27 protein-coding genes and 1 pseudogene are annotated in these 22,425 nt (G+C 66.6%); 12 read left to right on the top strand and 16 right to left on the bottom strand.

The features are described 5' to 3' along the window. Positions 1–31: 31 nt before the first annotated feature. From lpdA to HGB39_RS38385, 5 genes are all read right to left on the bottom strand, one after another. Positions 32–1,441, bottom strand: a complete 1,410-nt coding sequence (lpdA, locus tag HGB39_RS00880) for a dihydrolipoyl dehydrogenase (RefSeq protein WP_005264258.1) — start codon at positions 1,439–1,441, stop codon at positions 32–34. Positions 1,442–1,450: 9 nt separating this feature from the next. Beyond that, a complete protein-coding gene (locus tag HGB39_RS00875; protein WP_005565107.1) occupies positions 1,451–2,986 on the bottom strand; it encodes a dihydrolipoamide acetyltransferase family protein in 1,536 nt (511 codons plus the stop codon). 2 nt (positions 2,987–2,988) lie between these two features. Then, on the bottom strand, positions 2,989–4,020 hold the full coding sequence (locus HGB39_RS00870) for an alpha-ketoacid dehydrogenase subunit beta (protein ID WP_005243580.1): 1,032 nt from the start codon (positions 4,018–4,020) through the stop codon (positions 2,989–2,991). 14 nt (positions 4,021–4,034) lie between these two features. Beyond that, positions 4,035–5,000 carry a thiamine pyrophosphate-dependent dehydrogenase E1 component subunit alpha gene (locus HGB39_RS00865; protein ID WP_005565109.1) on the bottom strand — a complete coding sequence of 322 codons (966 nt, stop codon included), beginning with the start codon at positions 4,998–5,000 and terminating at the stop codon, positions 4,035–4,037. Between the two features lie 669 nt (positions 5,001–5,669). Next, the gene (locus HGB39_RS38385; protein WP_005264255.1) at positions 5,670–5,825 is read right to left on the bottom strand and encodes a hypothetical protein; all 156 of its coding nucleotides are present in this window, start codon (positions 5,823–5,825) and stop codon (positions 5,670–5,672) included. Here HGB39_RS38385 and HGB39_RS00860 point away from each other — a divergent pair. Then, positions 5,811–6,305 (top strand): sensor histidine kinase, encoded by a 495-nt coding sequence (locus HGB39_RS00860; protein ID WP_064080447.1) that lies wholly within the window; start codon positions 5,811–5,813, stop codon positions 6,303–6,305. The genes HGB39_RS38385 and HGB39_RS00860 overlap by 15 nt on opposite strands. On the opposite strand, the gene HGB39_RS00855 is transcribed toward HGB39_RS00860, so the two are convergent. The 4 genes from HGB39_RS00855 to HGB39_RS00840 all read right to left on the bottom strand — a co-directional run bounded on the left by HGB39_RS00855 (position 6,306) and on the right by HGB39_RS00840 (position 8,818). Then, entirely contained in the window at positions 6,306–6,752 is a 447-nt protein-coding gene (locus tag HGB39_RS00855; RefSeq protein WP_005565113.1) for an SRPBCC family protein, read from the bottom strand. It abuts the gene before it with no gap. Between the two features lie 164 nt (positions 6,753–6,916). Next, positions 6,917–7,957, bottom strand: coding sequence for an NAD(P)-dependent alcohol dehydrogenase (locus HGB39_RS00850; RefSeq protein ID WP_005565115.1), 1,041 nt, complete (start codon positions 7,955–7,957; stop codon positions 6,917–6,919). Positions 7,958–8,145: 188 nt separating this feature from the next. Then, on the bottom strand, positions 8,146–8,466 hold the full coding sequence (locus HGB39_RS00845) for a hypothetical protein (RefSeq protein WP_240482935.1): 321 nt from the start codon (positions 8,464–8,466) through the stop codon (positions 8,146–8,148). A gap of 208 nt (positions 8,467–8,674) precedes the next feature. Next, positions 8,675–8,818 (bottom strand): hypothetical protein, encoded by a 144-nt coding sequence (locus tag HGB39_RS00840; protein WP_155756036.1) that lies wholly within the window; start codon positions 8,816–8,818, stop codon positions 8,675–8,677. Positions 8,819–9,131: 313 nt separating this feature from the next. On the opposite strand from HGB39_RS00840, the gene HGB39_RS00835 reads away from it, so the two are divergent. Next, complete coding sequence (locus HGB39_RS00835; RefSeq protein WP_005565119.1) at positions 9,132–9,374, top strand: hypothetical protein; 243 nt, start codon at positions 9,132–9,134, stop codon at positions 9,372–9,374. A gap of 8 nt (positions 9,375–9,382) precedes the next feature. Here HGB39_RS00835 and HGB39_RS00830 read toward each other — a convergent pair whose 3' ends face one another. From HGB39_RS00830 to HGB39_RS00820, 3 genes are all read right to left on the bottom strand, one after another. Beyond that, on the bottom strand, positions 9,383–9,943 hold the full coding sequence (locus HGB39_RS00830; protein WP_063885188.1) for a GAF and ANTAR domain-containing protein: 561 nt from the start codon (positions 9,941–9,943) through the stop codon (positions 9,383–9,385). Positions 9,944–10,146: 203 nt separating this feature from the next. After that, positions 10,147–10,593, bottom strand: a complete 447-nt coding sequence (locus HGB39_RS00825; protein ID WP_241769712.1) for a nitroreductase family deazaflavin-dependent oxidoreductase — start codon at positions 10,591–10,593, stop codon at positions 10,147–10,149. Positions 10,594–11,036: 443 nt separating this feature from the next. Next, positions 11,037–11,855 (bottom strand): TspO/MBR family protein, encoded by an 819-nt coding sequence (locus HGB39_RS00820; protein WP_043788945.1) that lies wholly within the window; start codon positions 11,853–11,855, stop codon positions 11,037–11,039. A 677-nt stretch (positions 11,856–12,532) separates the two neighbouring features. Between HGB39_RS00820 and HGB39_RS00815 the strand changes: the two genes are divergently transcribed. The 3 genes from HGB39_RS00815 to HGB39_RS00805 all read left to right on the top strand — a co-directional run bounded on the left by HGB39_RS00815 (position 12,533) and on the right by HGB39_RS00805 (position 13,936). After that, on the top strand, positions 12,533–13,084 hold the full coding sequence (locus HGB39_RS00815) for an STAS domain-containing protein (RefSeq protein WP_043788947.1): 552 nt from the start codon (positions 12,533–12,535) through the stop codon (positions 13,082–13,084). A gap of 147 nt (positions 13,085–13,231) precedes the next feature. Then, positions 13,232–13,462, top strand: a complete 231-nt coding sequence (locus HGB39_RS00810) for a DUF3263 domain-containing protein (protein WP_005565129.1) — start codon at positions 13,232–13,234, stop codon at positions 13,460–13,462. Positions 13,463–13,552: 90 nt separating this feature from the next. Further along, positions 13,553–13,936, top strand: a complete 384-nt coding sequence (locus tag HGB39_RS00805) for a WhiB family transcriptional regulator (RefSeq protein WP_005565131.1) — start codon at positions 13,553–13,555, stop codon at positions 13,934–13,936. A gap of 187 nt (positions 13,937–14,123) precedes the next feature. Here the strand turns inward: HGB39_RS00805 and HGB39_RS00800 are convergent, their stop codons facing one another. Next, complete coding sequence (locus HGB39_RS00800) at positions 14,124–14,810, bottom strand: maleylpyruvate isomerase family mycothiol-dependent enzyme (RefSeq protein WP_081276548.1); 687 nt, start codon at positions 14,808–14,810, stop codon at positions 14,124–14,126. 3 nt (positions 14,811–14,813) lie between these two features. Between HGB39_RS00800 and HGB39_RS00795 the strand changes: the two genes are divergently transcribed. The 7 genes and pseudogenes from HGB39_RS00795 to HGB39_RS00770 all read left to right on the top strand — a co-directional run bounded on the left by HGB39_RS00795 (position 14,814) and on the right by HGB39_RS00770 (position 19,404). Beyond that, positions 14,814–15,041, top strand: coding sequence for a hypothetical protein (locus tag HGB39_RS00795; protein ID WP_005565134.1), 228 nt, complete (start codon positions 14,814–14,816; stop codon positions 15,039–15,041). A gap of 244 nt (positions 15,042–15,285) precedes the next feature. After that, a complete protein-coding gene (locus tag HGB39_RS00790; RefSeq protein WP_043788950.1) occupies positions 15,286–16,968 on the top strand; it encodes a long-chain-fatty-acid--CoA ligase in 1,683 nt (560 codons plus the stop codon). A gap of 49 nt (positions 16,969–17,017) precedes the next feature. Further along, positions 17,018–17,599 carry an SOUL family heme-binding protein gene (locus HGB39_RS00785; RefSeq protein ID WP_005565137.1) on the top strand — a complete coding sequence of 194 codons (582 nt, stop codon included), beginning with the start codon at positions 17,018–17,020 and terminating at the stop codon, positions 17,597–17,599. 167 nt (positions 17,600–17,766) lie between these two features. Beyond that, positions 17,767–18,300, top strand: a pseudogene (locus tag HGB39_RS38380) (alpha/beta fold hydrolase); the annotation flags it as partial. Between the two features lie 40 nt (positions 18,301–18,340). Beyond that, positions 18,341–18,682 carry an alpha/beta fold hydrolase gene (locus tag HGB39_RS38375; RefSeq protein WP_242323546.1) on the top strand — a complete coding sequence of 114 codons (342 nt, stop codon included), beginning with the start codon at positions 18,341–18,343 and terminating at the stop codon, positions 18,680–18,682. Between the two features lie 199 nt (positions 18,683–18,881). Further along, positions 18,882–19,106, top strand: a complete 225-nt coding sequence (locus HGB39_RS00775) for a DUF3263 domain-containing protein (protein ID WP_005264209.1) — start codon at positions 18,882–18,884, stop codon at positions 19,104–19,106. After that, on the top strand, positions 19,099–19,404 hold the full coding sequence (locus tag HGB39_RS00770) for a hypothetical protein (RefSeq protein ID WP_155756035.1): 306 nt from the start codon (positions 19,099–19,101) through the stop codon (positions 19,402–19,404). The genes HGB39_RS00775 and HGB39_RS00770 overlap by 8 nt, the downstream gene beginning before the upstream one ends. A 322-nt stretch (positions 19,405–19,726) precedes the next feature. Here HGB39_RS00770 and HGB39_RS00765 read toward each other — a convergent pair whose 3' ends face one another. From HGB39_RS00765 to HGB39_RS00755, 3 genes are all read right to left on the bottom strand, one after another. Next, positions 19,727–20,038, bottom strand: a complete 312-nt coding sequence (locus HGB39_RS00765; RefSeq protein WP_205627385.1) for a hypothetical protein — start codon at positions 20,036–20,038, stop codon at positions 19,727–19,729. A gap of 400 nt (positions 20,039–20,438) precedes the next feature. Continuing rightward, positions 20,439–21,176 (bottom strand): ABC transporter permease subunit, encoded by a 738-nt coding sequence (locus tag HGB39_RS00760; RefSeq protein WP_248949820.1) that lies wholly within the window; start codon positions 21,174–21,176, stop codon positions 20,439–20,441. A gap of 59 nt (positions 21,177–21,235) precedes the next feature. Then, the gene (locus HGB39_RS00755; protein ID WP_248949819.1) at positions 21,236–22,174 is read right to left on the bottom strand and encodes an ABC transporter ATP-binding protein; all 939 of its coding nucleotides are present in this window, start codon (positions 22,172–22,174) and stop codon (positions 21,236–21,238) included. Positions 22,175–22,425 lie beyond the last annotated feature (251 nt).

Raw genomic sequence — 22,425 nt, 5'->3', positions numbered from 1 at the left:
GCCGGAGGGTGACCACGGTTCGGCGGGATTGCTACATGTTGATCGGGCGACCCAGCGCGGCCAGGACAGATTCGTGCATGGCCTCGGACAGCGTGGGGTGCGCGAAGATCACTTCCGCGAGATCGTCACCGGTGGCCTCCAGGGATCGGGCGATGCCGAAGCCCTGGATCTGCTCGGTGACATCGGGACCGACCATGTGGGCGCCCAGTAGTTCCCCGCTGTCGGCGTCGAAGATGGTCTTGACGAACCCGTCCGCTTCACCGATGGCGAGCGCCTTGCCGGAGGCCTGCAGATCGAACTGCCCGATCTGCAGGGAACGACCGGTCGCCCGCGCCTGGTCCTCGGTGAGGCCGAGGCTGGCGACCTGGGGCCGGGCGTACGTGCATCCGGGGACATAGTCCTTGTCCAGCGGTGTCACGTGCGGGTCACCCGCCAGCTTGTCGACACACAGCACACCTTCGTGGCCGGCCTTGTGAGCGAGGCACGGGGCGCCGGCGACGTCGCCGATGGCATAGACCCCGAATGCGGTCGTGCGGCACCACTGGTCGGTGGTGACGAAGCCGCGGTCGACCTCGACGCCGAGGTCCTCGAGTCCCAAATCCTCGACGTTGCCCTGGATGCCGGCTGCGACGAGAACCCGCTCCACGACACGCTGCTCGAGGGTTCCGTCCGCCGATCTCACCGTCACAGCGACGGAGTCCGCGCCGACCGTGAGTTCGGATACCGAGGCACCGGTGTGGATCTCGATCCCGCGCTTCTCGAACTGCCGGCGCACGTGGCCGGCCACCGCGGCGTCCTCGACGGGCATGATCTGCGGTGCCAGCTCTACGAGCGTGACCTCGCTGCCCAGATCGTGGTAGAGGCTGGCGAACTCGACGCCGATGGCACCGGACCCGATGACCAGCAACGACTTCGGAAGGTCCTGGGGAACCAGTGCGTCGAAGTAGGTCCAGACCCGATCGCCGTCCGGTGTCACCCCGGGCACCGACCGCGGGCGCGCACCCGTGGCCAGGATGATGTGGTCGGCCCGGTACTCGGTGAGCGGCGACGCCGAGTCCGCGCTCTCCCGGACCCCCACGACGCCCTTTCCGGTCAGGCGTGCGGTGCCGGTGATCACGTCGATACCGTTCTTCTTCATCAGATATCCGATGCCGTCGGACAACCGACCCGACACCCCACGGCTGAACTCGACCAGTTGTGCCATATCGAATTCCACACCACTGGTGGAGAATCCGAGGGGACGCAGATTTGCCAGCGTATGCGCCACGTCGGCGCCGTGAAGGAGTGCCTTGGTGGGGATGCAACCCCAGTTGAGGCAGATACCGCCGAGGCGGTCCCGTTCGATCACCGCGGTGCGGAGTCCGTGCTGAGCGGCGCGGATGGCGGCGACGTAGCCGCCGGGGCCGCTTCCGATTACCAGGACGTCGTATTTGTCAGTCATGGATACTCCCTAGACCAGCATCAATGCGGGTGACTCGACGAAGCGCCGCAGTTCCTGCAGGAACGTGGCGCCGAGGGCGCCGTCAATTACCCGGTGGTCGCAGGACAAGGTGACGGTGAGCACCGTGCGAGGCACGACCTGACCGTCGACGACGACGGGACGTTGCTGTCCGGCTCCGACGGCGAGGATGGCGCCCTGTGGTGGGTTGATGATCGCGTCGAATTCGCGCACCCCGAACATCCCGAGGTTCGAGATGGTGAACGTGCCGCCCTGGAACTCCGCAGGCGTCAGCTTGCCGGTCTTGGCCTTCGTCACCAGTGCGTGGACCTCACCGGAGATCTCGGCGAGGCTCTTGCTCTCCGCCCCGCGAACGATGGGCGTGATCAGACCCGACGGCAGGGCGACGGCTACCGAGATGTCGGCGGCGGAGAATCTCAGCACCGACTGTGCTGCTTCGTCGAACTGGACGTTGACATCGGGGACCTTGCGCAGCGCCGCCGCGCAGGCCTTGACGACGAAGTCGTTGACCGACAGCTTGACCGAGGGCACGGTCGCGTTGATCTCCTTGCGGAGCGCGAGGAGATTGTCGATCTCGAGGTCCACGGTGAGCCGGAAGTGCGGGGCGTTGCGCTTCGATTCCTGCAGACGCTGACCGATCGCCTTGCGCATCGAGTTGAACGGGATCGTCTCGAACTCGGGTGCCGTGTGTTGCGAGGTGTCCGCGCCGTCCGTGGACGCCGCCATCGGATCGGGAACGAGCCGGAACGTCCGTTCGGCTTCCCGGACATCTGCCTCGCAGACCCGTCCCCGCGAACCGGTGGCTCGGCAATCGTGCAGATTGATGCCGAGGGATTTCGCCAGTCGACGCGCCACCGGCGTCGCATCGACTCCGCTGTCGTCCTCGGAGGTGCGTCCGGGCACACCCGATCGGGTCGGAGACGGTGCCTCCGCGACGGTTCCACCTGCCGAGCGAATCGCGTCGTGGACATCCGCGACGGAGATCCGGCCTTCGCGACCGGTCCCGGCCACACGGCCCAGGTCGATCGACAATTCGTCTGCCAGTCGACGGGAGTGTGGTGTCGCGAATACGTCACCCTTCGTTTGTCCCCGTAGCGAATCCGGGACGGCGGTTGTGCCGGGAGTCCTCGCCGACTCCTGTGCCGCCGGCGCCGACGGGGTGGGTGTCACGCGCGGTTCCGCGGGGGTGGGTTGTCCACCCGGCGACCGCTCGGGCTCGGATGCGGGGACGGAATCCGCTCCGATGCCGGTCAGGAATTCCTCGATCTCGGCGTCGGAAACGGCCGCGTCAGCCGACACGGCCAGAACCGCACCCACCGGCAACGTGGCACCCGGCCTGGCGACGATGCGACGAAGCGCTCCGTCGAACGGCGCCTCCAACTCGTTGGTGATCTTGCTGGTCTCGATCTCGCAGATCAGATCGCCCTTCGAAAAGGGGGTTCCTTCGTCGATCAACCACTCGGTGACGGTGCCCTCGTCCATGGACAGGCCCCATTTGGGAACTTCGATCAGTTTGATGTCACTCATGGTCAGGCGGTCACCACCTTGCGTACCGCGGCCTCGATGCGTGCCGCGTTGGGAAGCCATGCCTGTTCGAGCACGGGGGAGAACGGCACCGGGGTGTGCGGTGGGGTGACCAGTTCGATCGGTGCCTTCAGCGAACCGAACGCCTTGGTGGCGATCAGCGCTGCGACGTCGTGGCCGAATCCGCACCGTGCCGCGGACTCGTCGACGATCACCACCCGCCCGGTGGACGCGACGGATTCGAGGATGCCCTCCTCGTCGAGGGGCGAGACGGTCCGCGGGTCGACCACTTCGACGGAGATGCCCTCGGTGGCAAGTTTGTCGGCGGCCGTGTTGGCGGCATTCACCATGGCCGAGAGCGCGATGATCGTGACGTCCGTGCCCTCCCGGGTGTAGTTGGCTACGCCGAACGGGATGGTGTACGGCTCGTCGGGCACCTCGCCCTTGAGGTCGTACAGCGTCTTGTGCTCGCAGAACACCACCGGGTCGTCATCGCGAATGGATTGGATGAGAAGGCCTTTGGCGTCGTACGCGTTGGACGGGGCCACCACCTTGAGGCCGGGGACCGCGGCGAACACGTTGTACGGGGACTGCGAATGCTGCGCAGCCGCCGAGAATCCGGCGCCGATCATGCCGCGCACCACGAGTGGGGTGCGGGCCTTCCCGCCGAACATGTAGCGGAATTTCGCGGCCTGGTTGTACAGGGCGTCGTAGCAGACCCCGAAGAAGTCCATGAACATCAGTTCGGCGACCGGACGGAGCCCGGTCAACGCCGCGCCGGCCGCCATGCCGATGATCGCGGACTCGGTGATCGGGGTGTCGATGACCCGGTCGGAACCGAATTCGGTCCACAAGCCCTTGGTCACACCCAGCACACCACCGAACGCCTCGAGCTTCCCGGACTCGAGTTCCGGATTGGTCCCCGCCTGACCACCACGCAGATCCTCACCGATCTGCACTACCGTCGCATCGCGTTCCATCTCCTGGGCGAGCGCGGCCTTGATTGCTTCGCGGTACGTCGTCTTCGACGTTGTCATCTCTGTTCTCACTCTCAGTACGACACGTAGACGTCGGTCAGAAGGTTCTCCAACGGCGGGTATTCGGCTTGCCGCGCCTTCGCGACGGCGTCGTCCACGCGGGCTCGTGCGTCGGAATCGATCGCGTCGAGTTCCTTCGCCGACACCTTCCTGCTGTCCGGGTGGTTGCGGAAATTCAGCAGCGGGTCTTTCGTCTTGCGCAGTTCCGCGACCTGATCCGCGGTGCGGTACAGCTGCGCGTCACCTTCGAAGTGTCCGTGCCAGCGGTACGCGATCGCCTCGATCGAGGTGGGCCCGCCTCCCATCCGGGCACGCTCGACGGCCTCGCGGGTCGCCTCGTACACAGCGAAGAAGTCGGTTCCGTCGACGGTGACGGCGGGCATGCCGAAGGATGCCGCGCGGGAGGCGATGCTGGGTGCGCCGACGGCGTAGTCCCGTCCGGTGGCCTCGCCGAATCCGTTGTTCTCGGTGACGAAGATGATGGGAAGGTCGAGTACGACAGCCATGTTCATGGCCTCGAAGACCGTTCCCTGGTTGGAGCCACCGTCGCCGGTGAACGAGGCCGCGACGCCGCCGTTTCGCAGTGTCTTCGCGCTGAGCGCCGCACCGATGGCCAGGGAGGGTGCCCCGCCGACGATGGCGTTCGCGCCCAGCATGCCCACGGACAGGTCGGCGATGTGCATGGAACCGCCCTTGCCGTGGCAGAGGCCGTCGTCCTTGCCGAAGATCTCCGCCATCATCCCGTGGAGGTCGCACCCCTTGGCGATGCAGTGCCCGTGCCCGCGGTGGGTGGACCCGATGTAATCGGTGTCCTGCAGGTTCTCGCACACGCCGACGGCAATGGCTTCCTGACCGGAGTACAGGTGAATGAAGCCCGGGATGTCGCCGGTGGCGTTCTCTTCGTGGAGACGGTCTTCGAACGCGCGGATCTCGGACATCCTCCGATACGCGCTCAGTAGCGAGTTCTTGTTCAGCGCCATTGCACTCCCTTGGTTTCTCCGTTGTCGCCGGCTACGTCGGGGCCCGCCTCCGATCGCACTGCGGCGTCGGAACGGTTGGTGCCTCGTGTAACCCGGGTCATGAATGTAGGGAGATATGACGTGCGCAATAAACGTTGCAGCCGATTGCAATGGTTCGATCGAGGGATGTGAAACAACGACGCGGTCGAGGGTCATCGAAAGCTCGTCAGTGACAACATTCCTGACGTGATCACCGCCAACGGCGACAGACCCCACTGGCACCGCCTGGTCGACAGACTCGGACTACCTGACGGCGCTCCACACCAAGGTCGTGGAGGAAGCGAGGGAACTCCGGGAAGCGTCACCGGAGGAGTGGGTGTTCGAGCTCGCCGATCTTCTCGAGGTGACCACCCCTTCCGTTTAGAGAAGTGGATCTGGGAGACGGTCTCGATAGCGCAGACCCCGACCCCGATCAGCCAGCAGGCCCGAATCGGCCCGGTCGGCCACGGTACACCCAAGGGGGCGTGGATGATTCGCAGCCTGCCTCGATAGAATTCTGAGTTGGAGGCCGGTCCAAGATTCCTGGTGGAACGTGAGGCTATGCCGCGTGCCGCGGGGAAAGCCGTTTTGCCCGTGTCGGTGAACCCATCTTGAGGTAGGGACCACCTGTGTTTGCGGTGATCGGCCCGGTCAGCGCCAGAGGGGGCGTGCCGCTTTCAGCGCCGCCTGCCACTGACCGTTCAGGTGTTCGGCCTGCTCGTCGCCGATCTGCAGTTCCTGTTGGTAGAGGATGCCGAGTCCGAAGCTCGACTCCGCGGTGTGATCGTGCGCGTGGATGACGACCACGTCATCCAACGACTGTTCGCGCACGGACTGCACCTGACCGATGTCCGCACCGCCATCTTCGACCTGCAAAGTGGGGAGGACGACGGGTTCGCGCTGCGCCCGGCGTTGACCGCGATCGTCACCGAACAAACCGGTGAGAGCGGACTACACACCTCGGTGCGCATGTCCGGGCCGTTGAGTGTGGTCACCGGACCCCTCGCCGACCATGCCGAAGCAGTGCTGCGGGAAGCACTGAGCAACGTCGTACACCACGCCCACGCCCACCAGGTGGATGTCACCGTCTCCGTCGACGACGACCTCACCATCTGCGTCACCGACGACGGCATCGGCATCGCCCCTGCCGTCACGCGCAGCGGCCTGCGCAACCTCACTGCCCGCGCCGAACAGGCAGGCGGCACCTGCACCCACACCACCCGCACCCCCGGCGGAACCCGCCTGACCTGGACCGCACCCCTGCCCGACGTGTCAGGGGCGGGCTAATCAGACGGTGTCGGTCCCGGCTTCGAGGACGCGCTTCAGGCCCGTCCAGATGGCGCGTTCCTGCCGCCGACCGATGAATCCGACGACGGGTCCGGCGAGGCGCGCGAGGCCCGGCACCGTGATCTCCCACTCCCATTGAAGCCGGGTGCCGCCCGCAACGGGTTCGCATCGCACCTGTCCGGTAACGACCGCACCCTTCATGACGCTGCGGGACGCCAGCAGGTGAGGGCGGTCGAACCCGGTGTACTCGACGATCACCGCGAGTGGTTTGCCTCGGCGAAGAATGGTTGCGTGGAACCGTGTCCCCACCCCGATCGGCCCGTCGGTGATCTTGATCGAGTCGGTCATGGCTGGGTTGTAGCGCACCTCGTTGCGCTGATCGGCCACGAAGTCGAAAACCTCCTCGACCGGTCGAGCGATGTCGAGGCTGCCGCGGACCCGGACCATCGCCGGTCAGACCGCGGGGACGAGTCGGACCAACACTGCTTCGCCTCCACGGTGAGCTCGGCGGCGCGCACGAGGAGGGTGTGCCTGCCGACCCCGACCCACCGGAACAGGAGAAGTGAGCAGGCTCACCACTGCGGGCCTTCCGGTGTCGCACTCCGACATATTCACGGCACGATGACCGCACGTCCGCGTAACGTTCCGGCCAGCAGCCGCCGGTACGCCTCCACCCCGTCGTCGAGGTCGAACCGCTCCACCGCAATATCGAGCACACCCTGACGAGCCAGTTCGACGAGTTCGATCAACTCGTGCCGGGCACCCCAATAGGGAACGGCGACATTGGTCTCGTAGGCGCCGCGGAAGAATCCGACCTGGGCAGCCGCCTGCCCGTCACCCAAGCCGACGATCGCGACGTCGGAACCGACCCCGGCGACGGCCATCGACAGATCCAATGTCGGCTGCATCCCCACGAAATCCAGTACCAGCGCCGCCCCGGCCGGTCCGGTGAACCTGCGCACCCCCTCTGCGGCGCCGGCATCGCTGCGCAGCACCTCGTGCGCACCCACTGACCGGGCCAGCTCGAGTTTGTCCTCGCTGACATCGAGGGCGATCACCCGTGCCGGCGACAGATGCCGCAGAAGTTGGATGGCGACGTGGCCGAGACCGCCGGCCCCGATGACCACGGCGCTGGAGCCGGCCCGCAGCTTGCCCAGCGATCGTGTGATCGCGTGATACGGGGTGAGTCCGGCGTCGGTCAACGGAACCGTTGTCACCGGGTCGAGTTCTCCGATCGGGACGAGATGCCGCGGCGAATCGACGATCATGTACTCGGCGATCGCCCCGGGGGCACCGAGCCCGGGCGGGACGATACCGAGATCCGCGGCCCGGGAACAGTAGTTCTCCATGCCCTGCGCGCAGTGCCAGCATTGCCCGCACCCCCAGGGCCCGTAGACCAGGGCATTGACTCCGAGCAGACCGTCGTCCACACCGGCCCCGACCGCGGCGACGCGGCCGGCGCCTTCGTGCCCGAGGGTCAGCGGCAGACCGAACGTGTACTGCTCACGCGGCAGCCCCATCAGGAATGCATCGGAGTGACAGACCCCGGCAGCGGTGACCTGAAGCAGCACCTGCCCGGGCCCCGGCTCGGGAGTGGGGATGTCGACGAGCTCGGGCTCACGGCCGATGGTTCGATACTGGATCGCCCTCATGCATGCTCCTCCGGTCGCGTGAATCGACGTGTTCCCTCCGAGCATGCGCGCCTGAAACACGTCCGGGCAGCACAACGGCAGAAGACGAGGACGCTCCGGTGACTTCTGTTGTCGTGTGCGAGGCACCTATTCCTCACCGACCCGGACTGTCTGCATCTCGATTGTGATGTGGGCCAGCGTGTCTCGTGTCAGCGACGCTGATAGGTCAGTGACCAGGATTGCTGTCCGCGGCCAACCTCATGCCAACCATCATCCTCGATGGTGCGGCGCAGCTCCGCCAGGGACGCCGTCATCCCCGGCGCCCACGCTTCCTGCGGCGGGACGGTGCCCCACGTGCGGGGAACCGGGAAGGTGGAACTGACATACCGAGGCCGGCCGTCGACGACACCGACGAACCGCATGTACGCGTTCCCCGATTGCGAGGCCAGGGTCGCCAACAGCGCAGCCCACCAGTGCCGCGCCCCGACCTCTTCCAGCTCGACCCGCAACGTCTTCGGTTCTGCCGCCATGCGGCCCATTGTGACTTCCTCACTCATGCACACACAGGACAATCGGACCGGCCGCCGGGTCCCCGGTGGCGCTGCCGCCCGTTCACTCGACTGAGCGCGATGTATGCGCACGTCGACACCCCCGTGTGAGCCGGGAGGAAGGGTGCGGACGAGCACCGCACCCGGCACACTTCGGCCGCTGTCTCGGCGGGCTTTTCGACCGGCGGTGTCAGATCAGTATCGAGGCAACGGCAACGGCGACGGCGAGGAGGACGAGGAGTCCGGCGGCCGCGGCGATGAGCGCGGAGCCGGTGACGATTGCGGTGGGCACGGTCGCCGCCGTCGCGGCACCGAACGCGAATCGCGTTGCCATGTAACGGGGTAACGCGGGACTGTCGTCGAGTCGGGCGGGTCGCAGAGGAGATGGCGAGAACATCGGTTCCCTCTTCCCTCCGTGGCGCTGCAGGCTGCAGCCTATCCGGGGCTGTGTCCAGTCTTTCGCTGCTCCCGGTGCGCGCGTAGAGGACAACGTCACCAACACGCCCCGTCGAACCCTTCGGCCCGCGGCCAGTCTCGCCGCAGCCAGGAAGGCGACTCGGCTTCGTCGTCGGTGACGTCGAGGGTGAGGACATCGTCGACCGTGACGGTGAGGGTGATCGTGCCCGTTCGGGCGTGGGCGTGAGGACGTGGCCGAGCGCTTCCCGCAGAACGGCTTCGGTGTGGTCGGCGAGGGGACCGGCGATCACGGTCAGCGGCTCAACCAGACTCGGCCGCTGCTGCTGCCCGCCCGCACCGGCCCTGCCGATCAGGACTACGTCCGACAGTTCGCCGCCCGCCGGCAACCCACACCGCCGCACCAGCCCCGTGCTGACAACCCGCATCAGAGGTCACACCAAGGCGTCTCCTCGCATGCGGGACACTCGTTTTGATGCGGGGGTCAGCGGTCCTGGGTGATCGATGCCATCAGATTCCGGGCCACCTCGGACAGTGTGGTGTTCGTGCGTTGCGAGACCTGCACCAGATGCTGGAACGCCTCCTCCGCGGTGACGCGGTGCTCCGCCATCAGCACACCCTTGGCCTGGTCGATCTCCGCCCGGGACCCCAACACGACCTCGAGTTGTGCGATCGTCTCACCGGCCGCCTGCCAGCGGCGGGCGTTGCTGATCGCGGCCGCCGCCGCGGTGGTCGGCAACCGCATCAACTTCTCGTCGAACGGATCGAATGCCTCGCCCCGGTCACTGTAGACGTTGAACGAGCCGACCAACTCGCCCGGTACCGTGCCGTCGACGACCAACGGGACCGACAGGCACGAACCGATTCCGGCCCCCGCGGCGGCCGCGGCGAACTCCGGCCACTGCCCGGCGTGGTCCCCGACGACGGCCCGGACCGCTTCCCGGGTGCGAGCGGCGTCCAGACACGCACCGATCCGCCGCATACTGCTGCCCAGCACCGTCTCGAGGGGTTCCTCGGCGGCCGCCGCCGACCGCAACTCATCCAACGCGCCGGGAACCGCGTCGCGATGAACGAGGTGCGGGTGCCCTGGAGCTACCGACCGTTTCCGCCCTCACCGGACTGCCCAGCGAATCCGAGCAGGTGGTCTTACCTCAACACCGGGACCGGAAACCGATCGGATCGCAGCCATCGACCCCCTACTACCGCCGGCGCCCGGACCTGCGCGCCGCGAACCCGGGCCATCGCCGGTCAGTTCGCGGCAACGAGTCGGATCAACGGGATGCGTCGGGTGGTCCGCTCGGGGATCCGGGCGTAGGACGGAGCGATCGCCACCACCCTCGGCCACCACTGCTTCGCCTCCGCATCGGTGAGCTCGACGGCGCGCACGAGCAGGCGGTGCCCGTCGACCTCGACCGTCGCCGCGGGAGTCGCCGTCAGGTTGTGGTACCAGGCAGGATGTGTCGGGCGGCCACTGTTAGCGGCCACGACGATGCGGTCGGCGCCGTCGGGGAAGTACTGGAGCAGAACGGACCGAGCCAGCCCGGTGCGCCGGCCCCGGGTCGTCAGCACCAGGACTCGTCGCCCCCACGGCCGCACGATGCGGCCCCTCGTCACGCGATAGAGCCACACCCCGAACCGGCCGAACCGGGCGTCGAGATCGTGCTGAATCCGGGCCTTCGTTTGCTCACTCACCATCGTGCTCACCCATCTTTCGGCCTCGAACCGGAGGGGCCCGGCGAGCCGCGGTACGTGGAGCACGCCGCCATCGCCCATCACGTCCGTATGCACCGGCCATGCCATTCCCACTCTGCTGCGCTATGGACCGCACCGCAATCCCTACGCCGCCGAGGTCGGCCCGGATCTGGTCGAATTGTTTGAGCAGCCGCGGCGGGGTGCTCACACCGGCGATGAAGTATTTGTACTGCTCGAGGAAGGAGGGAGTCGAGTTGATGTTTGCAGGCGGCGCTGATGCTGCCAGCGTCAGTGAGCACCGGGGGAGGGCAGGGTACTGAGCCTGCCGGTCATCACCTCGCACACCGGCTGACTATGGAGGCGCTCCCTGAGCAAACCTAGCGTTTGACCAGTAGAGGCGACATGTTCCATCGGTGTGCGTGGTGGGCGCGAAATTGATTACATGGTCATTTGAGTGTTCGGGTTGTCGGTTGCTGCCGAGGTACGCGAGCGATTGCGGTGGCGAGTACGGCTACGGTGGCGGCGACGGCCGCAGCGATGGCGGCCGGCCGCGAGTTGAGGCCGTCGCCGGTGGTTGGGGCCACCACTATCCAGGCAAGGCCCCACACGATCGCGGCTGTGACGGTGACGCGTCCGTGGCCGGCGACGGCGAGGAGGATGGCGACCAGGGCGACGGTGGTGAGGACGAGTACGGCCCAGGTGTCGGGTCCGAGTCTGAACGGATCGATGTCGGCGGCAGCCAGTGTTGCGGCGATGTTGGCGACCACGGCGACGCACACCCAGCCGAGGTAGACGTATGCGGTGGCGTCGACGACGACCGCCTCGACGCGGCTGGAGGGCCTCTCGGTGGTCAGGACCCCGAAGGCGACCGTCAGCACGGCGAGGAGGGCGATGATGACCAGGACACTGAGCCAGAGCTGTTCGAATTGGACGCAGGTTATCCATGCCGCGTTCAGGATCATCGAGGCGGCGAGCCACCACCCGAGGCGCCGTTGTCGAACGTCGGCGCGGTGGGCGGGTAGGGCCTGCCAGATCGCGTGCGCGATGAATCCCAGATAGATCAGTGTCCAGATCGAGAAGGCGGGCCCGCCGGGGGCGACGGCGGTGGCGTCCGCGGCGAGGGCGCCGTCGGCGACCTGGGCGATCGGGGTTCCCAACAGCGCCCCCGAGCCGATGAAGGAGCCTACGATCGCCACTGCCGCGGAGATGATCACGACGAGCACCCGGGTGCCGTCGTGACCGGGCTGTTCGATCGATCGGCTCATGGCCACCCTTTTCCGGTAGGAAGATCCGTCGTCAACGCCCTGTCTCAGGCGTTCTGAGCGCCATCGTGTCGAGCCTAGTGATGGGCGAGAAGTGCTGCGGCGCTTCTAGGGTCGTGCGGCGATCGTGTCGTATCCGAGTGTCCGAATCGCGTCGTGTGCGGGGCGGCCGGGGAAGCGAGCCGCTGGCGGTCGTGACCGTGACGGCGAACCTGGCCGCCGCAGGGAACCACTGCTCGGCCGCGACGTCGAACGGTGCGATGGACGCGTGTTTTCATAGCTCGATGTCGATCCCCCATACGGGGCCGACACCGTGATGAGTGCGGATCCGCCGAGTCATCGGTGGCCAGAGTCGGCAGCTGGTGTCCGCTGTGCGGCGCTCTGGCGTTCGAGCCGGCGGGGACGGGGATAGGAGTTGCTCAACGGTATCCCTTGCCCCTACCTGGTGTGCGTTTCGTCTGGTAGCGCCCACGCGACACCGCCGCGGATTCGCGGCCGCGGCGGCGGGGTTTGTGCGGTATCGCCCGAATCCGGGTGCGGGTTGCTTCCTGGGAAATGCGCGTTATCGTTGAGGGCAGAGGTTGAGTTCACAGCCCGGCAGACAGTGTCCGTTCCCGGCTACGATTCTCAGCCCTTTCTTTTTTGGGTTTTTCGGGTCGGTCCCACCCCGGAGGAACCTCATGACCTTTTTCCATTCCGTTGTCGACTCTCCGGCACAGGTGAAGTCCTGGTTAGCGGACACCTGGCGGTCGAACACCATCGCTGCCGGGGCCACCGAATTCCGCATCGACATCGACGAACCCCCCGGCGGCCCGGTCGTGATCCGGGTGGCCGGGAACGTGGACGCCGGCACCGTGCCGGTGCTGTCGGCCTGTCTCGGCGAATCGGTGCTGACCGGTCACAGTGTCGTCGTCGACCTGCTACATGTTCCTTTTCTCGGGTGCCCCGGGTTGGCAGCATTGCACCGCACCGCCACCGATCTGTCGGCGCAGCGGTGCCGCCTGACTTTGGCCGCATCCGCCGATGTGCGCTCGATCCTGGACCGGATCGGCATCGGTGCAGCGGTGCCCTGCTTCGACACCGTCGCCAACGCATTCCACGCCGCCCGCTCACCCCAGACCTCCGCCGGCAGCGAGGATCCGATATTTCCGATCCTTGGTCCATCGAACTGCTCTCACACAGTCCTCGCCGTGGGTCCCGGTTGCCCCGGAGGGCAGAGCGTTGCCCGATGACAGCGCCGTGCCGATGCACTGTGGCTACTGCCCGGTTGGCCACCCGATGGATTACCCACCACCTCGGCCCGGGCAACCGAGTTCGCGTCAGCCCAGGGTCCGGACCCGTTGTGCGGCAACCGGTGCACCGAACCACCAGGGGCGCAGATGGCCACGGACATGACGGAGCTGAGCCGAATGGTGGCCTTCGAATTGCGGTGGTGCGCCCACGGCGGCGGACCGGCCGAGGTCATCATGGCCGATTTCGGGATGGACACCGCGGCGTTCTTCCGGACACTGGTCGCATACCTCGACGTCGCTGCGCTGGCACCCCTGCGGCCGGTGCTGGTCGAGCGAATGACCACCGTCGCCCGTCGACGGCTCTGGCTGGGCACCTGATCCGCCGAACAGGGCGCACGGTGCTTCATGTTGTTGTCCAACCGATGTCACTACACGTGGCACGTTCGCCGCGCAAAATCCGAAACTGAGATGAGTGACACCGATCCCATGACTTCTGTACCCGCTCGTGCGCCGAGCACTGCGTCGGCTCCCCGCCGTGAAAATTCGCTGCGGACCGGGCTGTCCACCGACCGTGATTACGGAGATTGGCGCATCCTGGGGTCGTGCCGGAACGTCGAGTCGTCGTTGTTCTTCTCCCCGGAGGGGGAGCGCGGCCGCGACCGGGCGCGGCGCGAAGCGCACGCCAAACGCGTCTGCCAGGACTGTCGGGTGCTCATCGAATGCCGCGAGTACGCCCTGGCCGTTGCCGAACCGTACGGAACGTGGGGTGGGATGTCCGAGGCCGACCGCAGACGGCGCACACACCGGCGTCGGCGACGAGATGCACGGACCAGCGCCGAGCGCCTACTCTGACAATCGACGACGTCCGCCCTCACGCCGAGGGCGGCTTCCACCATCAGGTTGCCGCGCGTTGACCCATGGTTTCTCACCGACGAGGACTACGACCTGAGCCTCGAGGCGAGTTGATCGTTGAGAACGCTGATGTCGTGTCCAATTCGGTGTGGTATCCGAGGTGATCACGATCTCGTGTGGCGCAGCCCTAGAAGGGCACCGGGGTTGCGAGCAGCCCGTTTCCGGGTTCCCGCCCGGAGAGGATGCGGCAGAACTCGAGGGCGTCGACCTCGAGGGTTTCGCCGTCGGTGCCCGACGACCACGCACCCCCGACGGGACCGGTGAGGTGCAGCCGGAACGGTTGTCCGTGGCGCCCCGCCCACTCGCGTGCCATGTCGGCTATCAGTTCGCCGTCGTGGTCGGCGGACAGGCGCAGCGGTCGGCCGATGGCCCGGCTGAGATCCACACGATGCATCCAGACATCGCGGGTGAGGATCACGTCGGTGACGAACCCGATGGACCACCATTCGCTGATTCCTCCGATCGTCTGCGGTTCGGGCATTCGGTGTCGGCGAATGATCGCGGGTGTGCGCCTGCGTCCCTTCGCTGCGCTGCGGCCGATGGCGTGGAATTGCTGGGTGATCTGCGCTGGGGTCAGCGCGGCGCGCTCTCGGACCTGGAGGTCGGTGAGTTGATCGATGAACTCACCTCCGCCGTGGGTTGCGAGGGCCTTGTGCGCGAGCCTCTGTTGCCGGCGGCCCTCGCGGATCGACGATGCATACGCCGCCATGCCGAGGACGTGGCACGCAAGCTGTCGCACATCCCATGCGGGGCAATCGGTTTGACTCGACCACTGCTCGGGAGTCGGCGAGGTACCGGGGCGTGGGCCGGACAGACGGTGACCGTCTGGGTCGACAAAGACGGCAACTACATGGCCGCCCCGAACACCGCCACCGACAACGCACTCGGGGCCATCGGCGCGGCACTCGGGTTCCTGATGCTCGGAACGGTCGGCTGCGGCCTGCTCCTACTCGGGGTCCATTGGCTGCTCGACAAACACCACCGTTCGCAGTGGCAGCGGGAATGGCAGGGTCTCGGGCACGCACCGGGATGGTCGGTCAACTGACCCGGACTGGCCGCAGGCGCGGTGCAGAGGTTGTATCCGTCGCGCGGCCTCAGGCAGATCATCATCGACGTCGCCACCTGCCGGGGTCCAACGCCTCTAGAAGTACGTGTCGGACGGTCGTAGGTTCGGCGGCAAGCCCAGCGATGACGCCGACCCGACGGGGTCGGGATGCCATTAGCCGACCGCGCGGAGCACTGCGCGGCAGTCCTAGGGCGACGAGGTGCGACAGGGTCAGGTGGTCCGTATGAGAAAGAGTGTCGAACGGGTGTGGCTCAGCAGCTACGCAGAAGGGGTTCCAGCGGACATCGAAATCCCGGAGACGTCACTGGTCGACATGTTCGACGCCTCGGTGGCCAGGTTCGGGCCCAGGCCGGCGGTCGAGTTCTTCGCAGCAGAACTCACCTATACCGAGCTCGATGACCGCGTACAACGTGCGGCCGAGGGACTGCGGCGCCTCGGCGTCAGCCACGGTGACCGGGTGGCTCTGATCATGCCGAACTGCCCCGAACACGTTGTCGCGTTCTACGCCGTGCTGCGGATCGGCGGTGTGGTGGTCGAGCACAATCCGCTCTACACCTCTCGGGAGATGGCGCACCAGCTTGCGGACCACGGTGCAAAGGTCGCAATCGCCTGGGACAAAGTGTGCACGATGCTCCGCGAGTTCTCCGGCGAGACGGCCCTCCAGCACGTCGTTGCGGTGAACATTACGCAATCGATGCCCCTGACCAAACGGATCGGCCTGGCGTTGCCCATCGCGAGGGCGCGGAAGCTTCGGAACGAGTTGACCGCTCCGGCGCCGGCAGCGGTTCCGTGGAAGCAGCTGCTGACCAAGGGGCGAATCGATCCGGCTTATCCCCGACCCACCGTCGGTGATCTGGCGGCGGTGCAATACACGAGCGGCACCACAGGCACCCCGAAGGGCGCCATGCTCAGTCACCGGAACCTCGCCGCCAACGCCGAGCAGGGACGCGCGTGGGTTCCAGGACTTGTGGACGGCGAGGAGGTTGTATACGCCGTTCTCCCAATGTTTCACGCCTACGGGCTCACGCTGTGTCTGACGTTCGCGATGAGTATCGGCGCACGCCTGGTGCTGTTTCCGAAGTTCGACGTCGACCTGGTGCTGGCCGCAGCGAAGAGACATCCGCCGACATTTCTCCCCGCGGTGCCACCGATATACGAGCGACTCGCGCGTGCCGCACAGGAGCGGGGTGTGGACCTGACGTCGGCTCGTTACGCGATCTCCGGGGCGATGCCGTTGCCGGCAGCGACACTCGAACTGTGGGAAACGGTCACCGGTGGGTTGCTCGTCGAGGGCTACGGGCTCACCGAGACGTCTCCGGTCGCGCTCGGAAATCCGATCGGGCTCGCGCGCCGCCCAGGTGCCGTCGGAGTTCCTTTTCCCAGCACCGAGATTCGGGTCGTGCATCCCGACAATCCCATCGAGGACGTGGAGCCGGGGGAACGCGGCGAGCTGCTGATTCGAGGGCCTCAAGTGTTCACCGGGTACTGGAACAAACCCGAAAAGACGCGGGAAGCGCTGCTCGAAGGCGGCTGGTTCCGAACCGGCGACATTGTCCAAGTTGATCCTGGCGGCTTCGTCACGGTTGTGGATCGCATCAAGGAACTGATCATCACCGGTGGATTCAACGTCATGCCGTCCGAGGTGGAAGAGGCGCTGCGACTGTTCCCCGGAGTGACCGACGTCGCCGTTGTGGGCCTGCCGACACCGAGCGGCAGTGAAGAAGTGGTCGCGGCGGTGGTTGCATCGGAAAGCGAGTTCGACGCCGAGGCGGCGCGGGAGCATTGCCGAACCCATCTGACGGCATACAAGGTGCCTCGGAAGGTGGTGGTGGTCGAAGATCTACCGCGTTCCCAGATTGGCAAGGTTCTGCGTCGCGTGGTGCGCGAGTCGTTGATGAAGACCTAGAGGTGTCCCGTAAGAGTTCACGGCGAAGCAATCCGACAAGGAGGCCGAGATGGGGTTGGTGACGATCGCGACCGATGTGGCGAAGGGTTTTGGGTCGCTGGTAGGAATTCGCAGCGGCACCGAAGAGCCTCGCTACGACGTCCAGGAGAAGATTCGAGGCCTCGAGATCCGCCGGTACGGTCCGCGTGTCGCTGCCGAGACCACGGTGCCCGGAGACGAGGAGAGTGCCCGTAACGCAGGGTTCCGGCGCCTGGCCGGATACATCTTCGGCGCCAACGTGAGTAAGTCGAAGATCGCGATGACCTCGCCGGTATCCCAGGTCGGCGGTCCGGGCGACTCGTGGGTCGTCCGGTTCTACATGCCGTTGAAATGGACGATGGAAGCTTTGCCCATTCCCAAGGACCAGAACGTGGAACTCGTGGAGGTCCCCGGTGAGACGGTCGCGGCGCTGCGTTTCACAGGCGACCGCGGCCCCGGGGCGGTCGCTGCGCGCACCGCTGAACTGCTGCGCGCGTTGGATGACACCGCGTGGGTCCCGAACGGTGAACCCGTCGCCTGGTTCTACGATCCGCCGTGGACCATCCCATTCCTCCGTCGCAACGAGGTGGTGGTCCGGGTAGCGGCGCGCTGATCCGCGGGCGAGGTGGCGACAGCCTTGCCGACAACGATGACGACCTTCGCGGCCGCTTGCAGGGCAGCGTGAAGGCACCGCCTCGAGCACACCGGGTAGAAAAAGGGGACCTTGGTAACCAAGTGAAGGCCCGGCGGCCCTGGGCGCATCCGCGCGATCGTCGTGTGATGGAAGGTATGAACACGAACGTTGGGTCGCAGCCACCGTGCTCCGGTCTGCGGTGGCGGTCGGTGCGCATCGACGGCCGGATCGCCCGGTACGGGGTCGGCGGCTTCGGGCAGCGGGTGCTGTTCCTGCACGGTTGGGGGCTCAGTGGAGCCGCCTACACCCGCCCGCTCGAGCAGCTGATCGGAATGGGTATGCGTGTGTATGTCCCGGCACTCCCCGGTGTCGGAGGCACCGCCCGTCTGCCGGAGGCGCAGAGAGCTCTTCCCGGGTACGCCCACTGGGTGGGGCAGTTCGCCGACACCATTGGCCTGCCCCGGCCCGTGACCGTCGTCGGTCATTCGTTCGGTGGGGGCGTCGCGATCACCACGGCCCACCGATTGCCCGATCTGGCCGAACGTTTGGTGCTGGTCAATTCCATCGGCGGTTCCGCGTGGACCGACGGCCGCGGGGTGGTGCGCGCACTGCGTGATCGTCCGCTGTGGGACTGGGGTCTGCACCTGCCGGCCGATCTGCTGCCCGGGCCGGCAACTGACTCGTGTCCTGCCGGTCGTTTTGCGCGACGCGGTGCCCAACGTGCTGCGCAACCCGGGCGCGGTGTGGGAGGTCGCCCACCTCGCCCGCACCGCGAACCTTGCCCCGGAACTCGCCGCTCTCGCCGAACGTCGACTTCCGATCTTCGTGGTGTGGAGCAAGCGGGACACGATCATCCCCGAATCCACGTCCCTGTCACTGCAGGCCGCACTGGGGGATCCGCACACGATCACCATGCCGGGCGGGCACGCCTGGCTGATGGACGACCCGCACGCCTTCGGCGAGCTCATCACCAACGTCGTCCACCAGCCACTTCCCGCCGCGTTCGATCAGCCGGTCGCCGGCGCGTTCCCGGCTGCCGTGGCCGACGGCAGCGCCGCCTGACGCCGGTGCCGGTCGGGCAAGCCGTGGTGTTCGCGGGTGAGGTCTTCGGACCCTACAACCGAGCCGCACAATCGTCATACGGTCAGTGGTGTTCCCGAGGGGTCATCCACCCGAGGACATCACTTCGGAAGTACTCCCGGCACGGCCGCCCAGAATGCGATCTGACCTACCGGCCGGACCGGATGGGAAGGTGACACCGATGCCCGAGACAGACACTGCGGAATTGGTCGATTTCGAGCGCCGCTGGTATCGCCTCGGAGGCGGCCCCGCCGACGACATCGAAACCGAGTTCGGGCTACCCCCGGCCACGTTCTTCCGGCGGCTCGAGGACCTTCTCGAAACCGACCCACCCGAGACCCTCACCCCGTCCGAAGCCTCGGCGATGCTGCGGGTGTGCCGGCGACGACTGTGGCTCGATGAATAGACCCATGATGGTCGCTCCCGAATCACGCAAGCACCCCGTGCCGGCAGGGTCGGCACGGGAAAACGCTGCCGGTGATCTGGCGGTGATGTTCGGTGCCCTCTCGGTCGTGGCGTTCTGGGCCTTCGGAGTGGGTGTGCTGCTGGGTCTGGGCGCTCTCGTCGTAGCAGCTGTTGCCCGAGATCGCGCCCGCGCTACGCAGGAACCGATTCCCGTGGAGGCGGTCCTCGGCGTTCTGGCCGGGCTGGCCGGAATCACGGCCGGTGTGTTGTTCCTCGCCGCGGTCTTGCCCAACCTGTGACCCGGAGCGAGGCGGCAACAAGGGAAGTCAGCGGTGGGGTTTGCGGGTAATCATGAGAGGAGCCGGTCACAGCCGTGGGACCGGCGACCAGGCACGGGAGCACCGATACGGGCAGGTGTCATTTCTCTGCGGGGTGTTGTCTGTCGCCCTGTTCTGGGCGTACGGCATCGGTGTGATCGTGGGTGTGGGTGCGGTGACGGCCGGGATCACCGCCTACCGGACAGGTAGAAGAACACCCCATCGCATGCCCGTCGACGTTGCCGCCGGGATCACGGCCGGCATCACCGGCATCGTGACGGTCTGTTGTTCCTTGCGGTCGTTCTCACCCACACATAGCCCGCCGAAGGCCTCGCCGATGGCCGCCGCCGCCCTGCGGGTAACGGGCAATCAGCTGCTGGTAGTTCACGCTCACCACCGCGATGATGGCAACGACTGCTCCCATGGGCGGGATCAGCAGAGCGAGATCACCGCCCAGGGCTCGCAGTGCAGCCTCGATGGCGTACGCCACGGAGGATACGGGGTCCGCCATGACCGCGAACGCGAACGCGAGGAGCAGCAACGGGCGGGCGCTGAGCATGTGGGTGATCCGACCACGCGGGGCGGGAGTGAGTTCCGGATCTGTGTCACCGGACACGGGACTCCTTCAGCGGTCGACGACGGCACCGCCGACCATTACCCGGGCGGCCTCAACTCAGGGTAGGACGGGAGCATCGACGACGCTCATGGCAATCACCACCGGAGGGGTGGCCTGGATTCGTGGCTGGAGGGAATCCGCCGCCAGGCCACAGCGGGCGTCCTCGCTGCCGCCACCGCCGTCCGCGCACTGCACGGCTGCGCCCAGATATCGCGAATGGGCTTCAGCAAGTAGATGATCGCGTTGTGCACATGACTATTGCGCCTCCCATTCGGATGAAGTCTGCACCAACGACTAGCTCCTCTGGGGTCCGTGCAGGGAACTGCTGAAACTGCCACGCTGCTCGCGGATACGGCATGAGTCCGGTACACCGGTTCGACGTCACCCCACGTGCGGTGGGTCAGTGCAGGTCCCGCCGTCGAAAGCTCCACAGGGCCACCGCCGCGCAGACCACGAAAACGGCAATCGGAGCGAGGAACGGCTCGAGCGCGATTCCCTGCGCGAGCATGTTGCGGCCCCCGTACCAGTGCCAGGGCGAGGCGAAGCGCAAGATGTGCAAGCTCTCGCTCGATGCCGCGACGGCGTTGAGGAGATTTCCCATCACCGCCACGGTTGCGGCCGTGGCGATCGCCACCGACCGTCGGCCCGTCCAGGCGCCCGCAGCAAACGCGATCGCACCGTGCATCAGCCCGAATGCGGTCGCCGCGAACACCGCCGCGACGAGCCCGGGGATCGATACGCCCTCGAGCAAGCCGAACGGCGGGGAGAACGCGAGGAGGCTCGCGGTGGTGACGATCCCAAGGCCGAGCGACAGCGCGACCACTGCGACGAATCGCTCGATCAGGACGCGTCCGCGGGTCACCGGGTTGGACAAGAGCAGTTCGAGGGTGCCGTCCTCCTCGCTGCCGCCGATCGCGTACGCGCCCGCTCCCACGGCGAAGATCAACAGCAGGACGGGCAGGATGAGGCCGAACAAACGTCCCTGCAGGTACCCCGCGGGCGAGGTGATGAGGATCTGGTCGCTCGAGCCGATCAGGGTCTTGAACGTATCCGGAAGGTCCTTGACGAGGTTCTCGATGCCCGTCACGTTCTTGATCGTCGGGTAGAACGCGTTGTTGACCGCCACGTAGGCAGCCACGCCGCCCGACCACCACACCATTGAGCGGCGCCGGTCCTCGAGGTAACGCCCAAGGACCCTCACGGGCTCGGCTCGTCCCGGTACAAGCTGAGGAAGGCGTCCTCGAGATCGGTCTCGTGGGTGACGATCCGTCGCACCGGCAGCGTCGCGGCCTGCTTGAGGACGGCGTCGACGTTCCCCTCGATGACGAGCCTGATCACCGTACCGGACGATGTAGCGCTGAGGACGCCCGGAAGGCTCTCGAACGGCTCGGCGCTTGCTTCGCGGGCAACGTACAGGTCGATGTGCTGGCGGGCTTGGCGCTGGAGCTGGTCGATGGCCGCCACCGTGACGAGCCGGCCCTTCCTCAAGATCCCGACCCGGTCGGCGAGCGCTTCCACCTCGGGCAGGACGTGTGAGGACAGGAACACCGTCGTGCCGTCGCGTTTGACGTCGCCGATCAGCTGGTGGAACTCGTGTTGCAGCAATGGGTCGAGACCCGCCGTGGGTTCGTCCAGGATCAACAGCTCCGGACGATGCATGAACGCCTGCACGATTGCGGTCTTGCGGCGGTTGCCCGTGGAGAGTTGTCCGATCGGGCGCACTGGATCGAGGTCGAAGCGTTCGAGAAGCTCGTAGACGTAGGTCGTGTCGACTCCACCGCGAAGGTGGCCGTAGAACGCGATCAGGTCTGCCGTCGTGTATCTGGGGTCGAACTGGAGCTCGCCGGGGATGTAGCCGAGCCGGCGGCGGATGGCCGGGTCGGCGCCGCTGCCACCGAGGACGGTGTAGGTTCCGGTGGACGGCCGGATGAAGTCGAACAGCATGCGGATCGTCGTGCTTTTCCCCGACCCGTTGGGGCCGAGATACCCGAAGACCTCACCCCGATGGACGTCGAGGTCGAGCGCGTCGACGGCGATAAGACCACCGAAGCGTTTCGACAATCCGTGCATTTCGATGACGCTGTCGACCGCGGCCTGCTGAGGAGGGTGCCGAACGTGCGGCTTCGCAGTTTTCACGGTCTGGGCGCCGTCACGAGACACCGATGATCGGCATCGAGCGTGGCAGGGAGCCCGTTCACGAGAAACTACGTTACCGGCCCGAGCTTGCACTCGTACAACAGCGAATACATCAGCCCGTCAGAGAACCCGAGCACACTGTTCACCACCGCGTACCGGAGTTTCCACAACCGTGCCCTCGGTTTGGCGGCAGGGGGTGGAGCTGGTTGCGGTGCAGTCTGATCGGTGGCCGAATGGGTGCCGCCAGTCAC

Origin of the sequence: Rhodococcus opacus (genome assembly GCF_012396235.1) — a bacterium.
GTDB lineage: Bacteria > Actinomycetota > Actinomycetes > Mycobacteriales > Mycobacteriaceae > Rhodococcus_F > Rhodococcus_F opacus.
This window is presented reverse-complemented; position numbering and strand designations above follow the sequence as displayed.

Bases quoted from the DNA above. Each gene is read 5' to 3' on its own strand.
- HGB39_RS00775 (WP_005264209.1), top strand. From the start codon at position 18,882: ATGCCCGAGACAGACACTGCGGAATTGGTCGATTTCGAGCGCCGCTGG.
- HGB39_RS00840 (WP_155756036.1), bottom strand. From the start codon at position 8,818: ATGGCAACGCGATTCGCGTTCGGTGCCGCGACGGCGGCGACCGTGCCC.
- HGB39_RS00805 (WP_005565131.1), top strand. From the start codon at position 13,553: ATGAGTGACACCGATCCCATGACTTCTGTACCCGCTCGTGCGCCGAGC.
- HGB39_RS00845 (WP_240482935.1), bottom strand. From the start codon at position 8,466: ATGGCGGCAGAACCGAAGACGTTGCGGGTCGAGCTGGAAGAGGTCGGG.
- HGB39_RS00870 (WP_005243580.1), bottom strand. From the start codon at position 4,020: ATGACAACGTCGAAGACGACGTACCGCGAAGCAATCAAGGCCGCGCTC.
- lpdA (WP_005264258.1), bottom strand. From the start codon at position 1,441: ATGACTGACAAATACGACGTCCTGGTAATCGGAAGCGGCCCCGGCGGC.
- HGB39_RS00790 (WP_043788950.1), top strand. From the start codon at position 15,286: ATGAGAAAGAGTGTCGAACGGGTGTGGCTCAGCAGCTACGCAGAAGGG.
- HGB39_RS00850 (WP_005565115.1), bottom strand. From the start codon at position 7,957: ATGAGGGCGATCCAGTATCGAACCATCGGCCGTGAGCCCGAGCTCGTC.
- HGB39_RS00815 (WP_043788947.1), top strand. From the start codon at position 12,533: ATGACCTTTTTCCATTCCGTTGTCGACTCTCCGGCACAGGTGAAGTCC.
- HGB39_RS00865 (WP_005565109.1), bottom strand. From the start codon at position 5,000: ATGGCGCTGAACAAGAACTCGCTACTGAGCGCGTATCGGAGGATGTCC.
- HGB39_RS00825 (WP_241769712.1), bottom strand. From the start codon at position 10,593: ATGGTGAGTGAGCAAACGAAGGCCCGGATTCAGCACGATCTCGACGCC.
- HGB39_RS00875 (WP_005565107.1), bottom strand. From the start codon at position 2,986: ATGAGTGACATCAAACTGATCGAAGTTCCCAAATGGGGCCTGTCCATG.
- HGB39_RS00810 (WP_005565129.1), top strand. From the start codon at position 13,232: ATGGCCACGGACATGACGGAGCTGAGCCGAATGGTGGCCTTCGAATTG.
- HGB39_RS00785 (WP_005565137.1), top strand. From the start codon at position 17,018: ATGGGGTTGGTGACGATCGCGACCGATGTGGCGAAGGGTTTTGGGTCG.
- HGB39_RS00855 (WP_005565113.1), bottom strand. From the start codon at position 6,752: ATGGTCCGGGTCCGCGGCAGCCTCGACATCGCTCGACCGGTCGAGGAG.
- HGB39_RS00820 (WP_043788945.1), bottom strand. From the start codon at position 11,855: ATGAGCCGATCGATCGAACAGCCCGGTCACGACGGCACCCGGGTGCTC.
- HGB39_RS00770 (WP_155756035.1), top strand. From the start codon at position 19,099: ATGAATAGACCCATGATGGTCGCTCCCGAATCACGCAAGCACCCCGTG.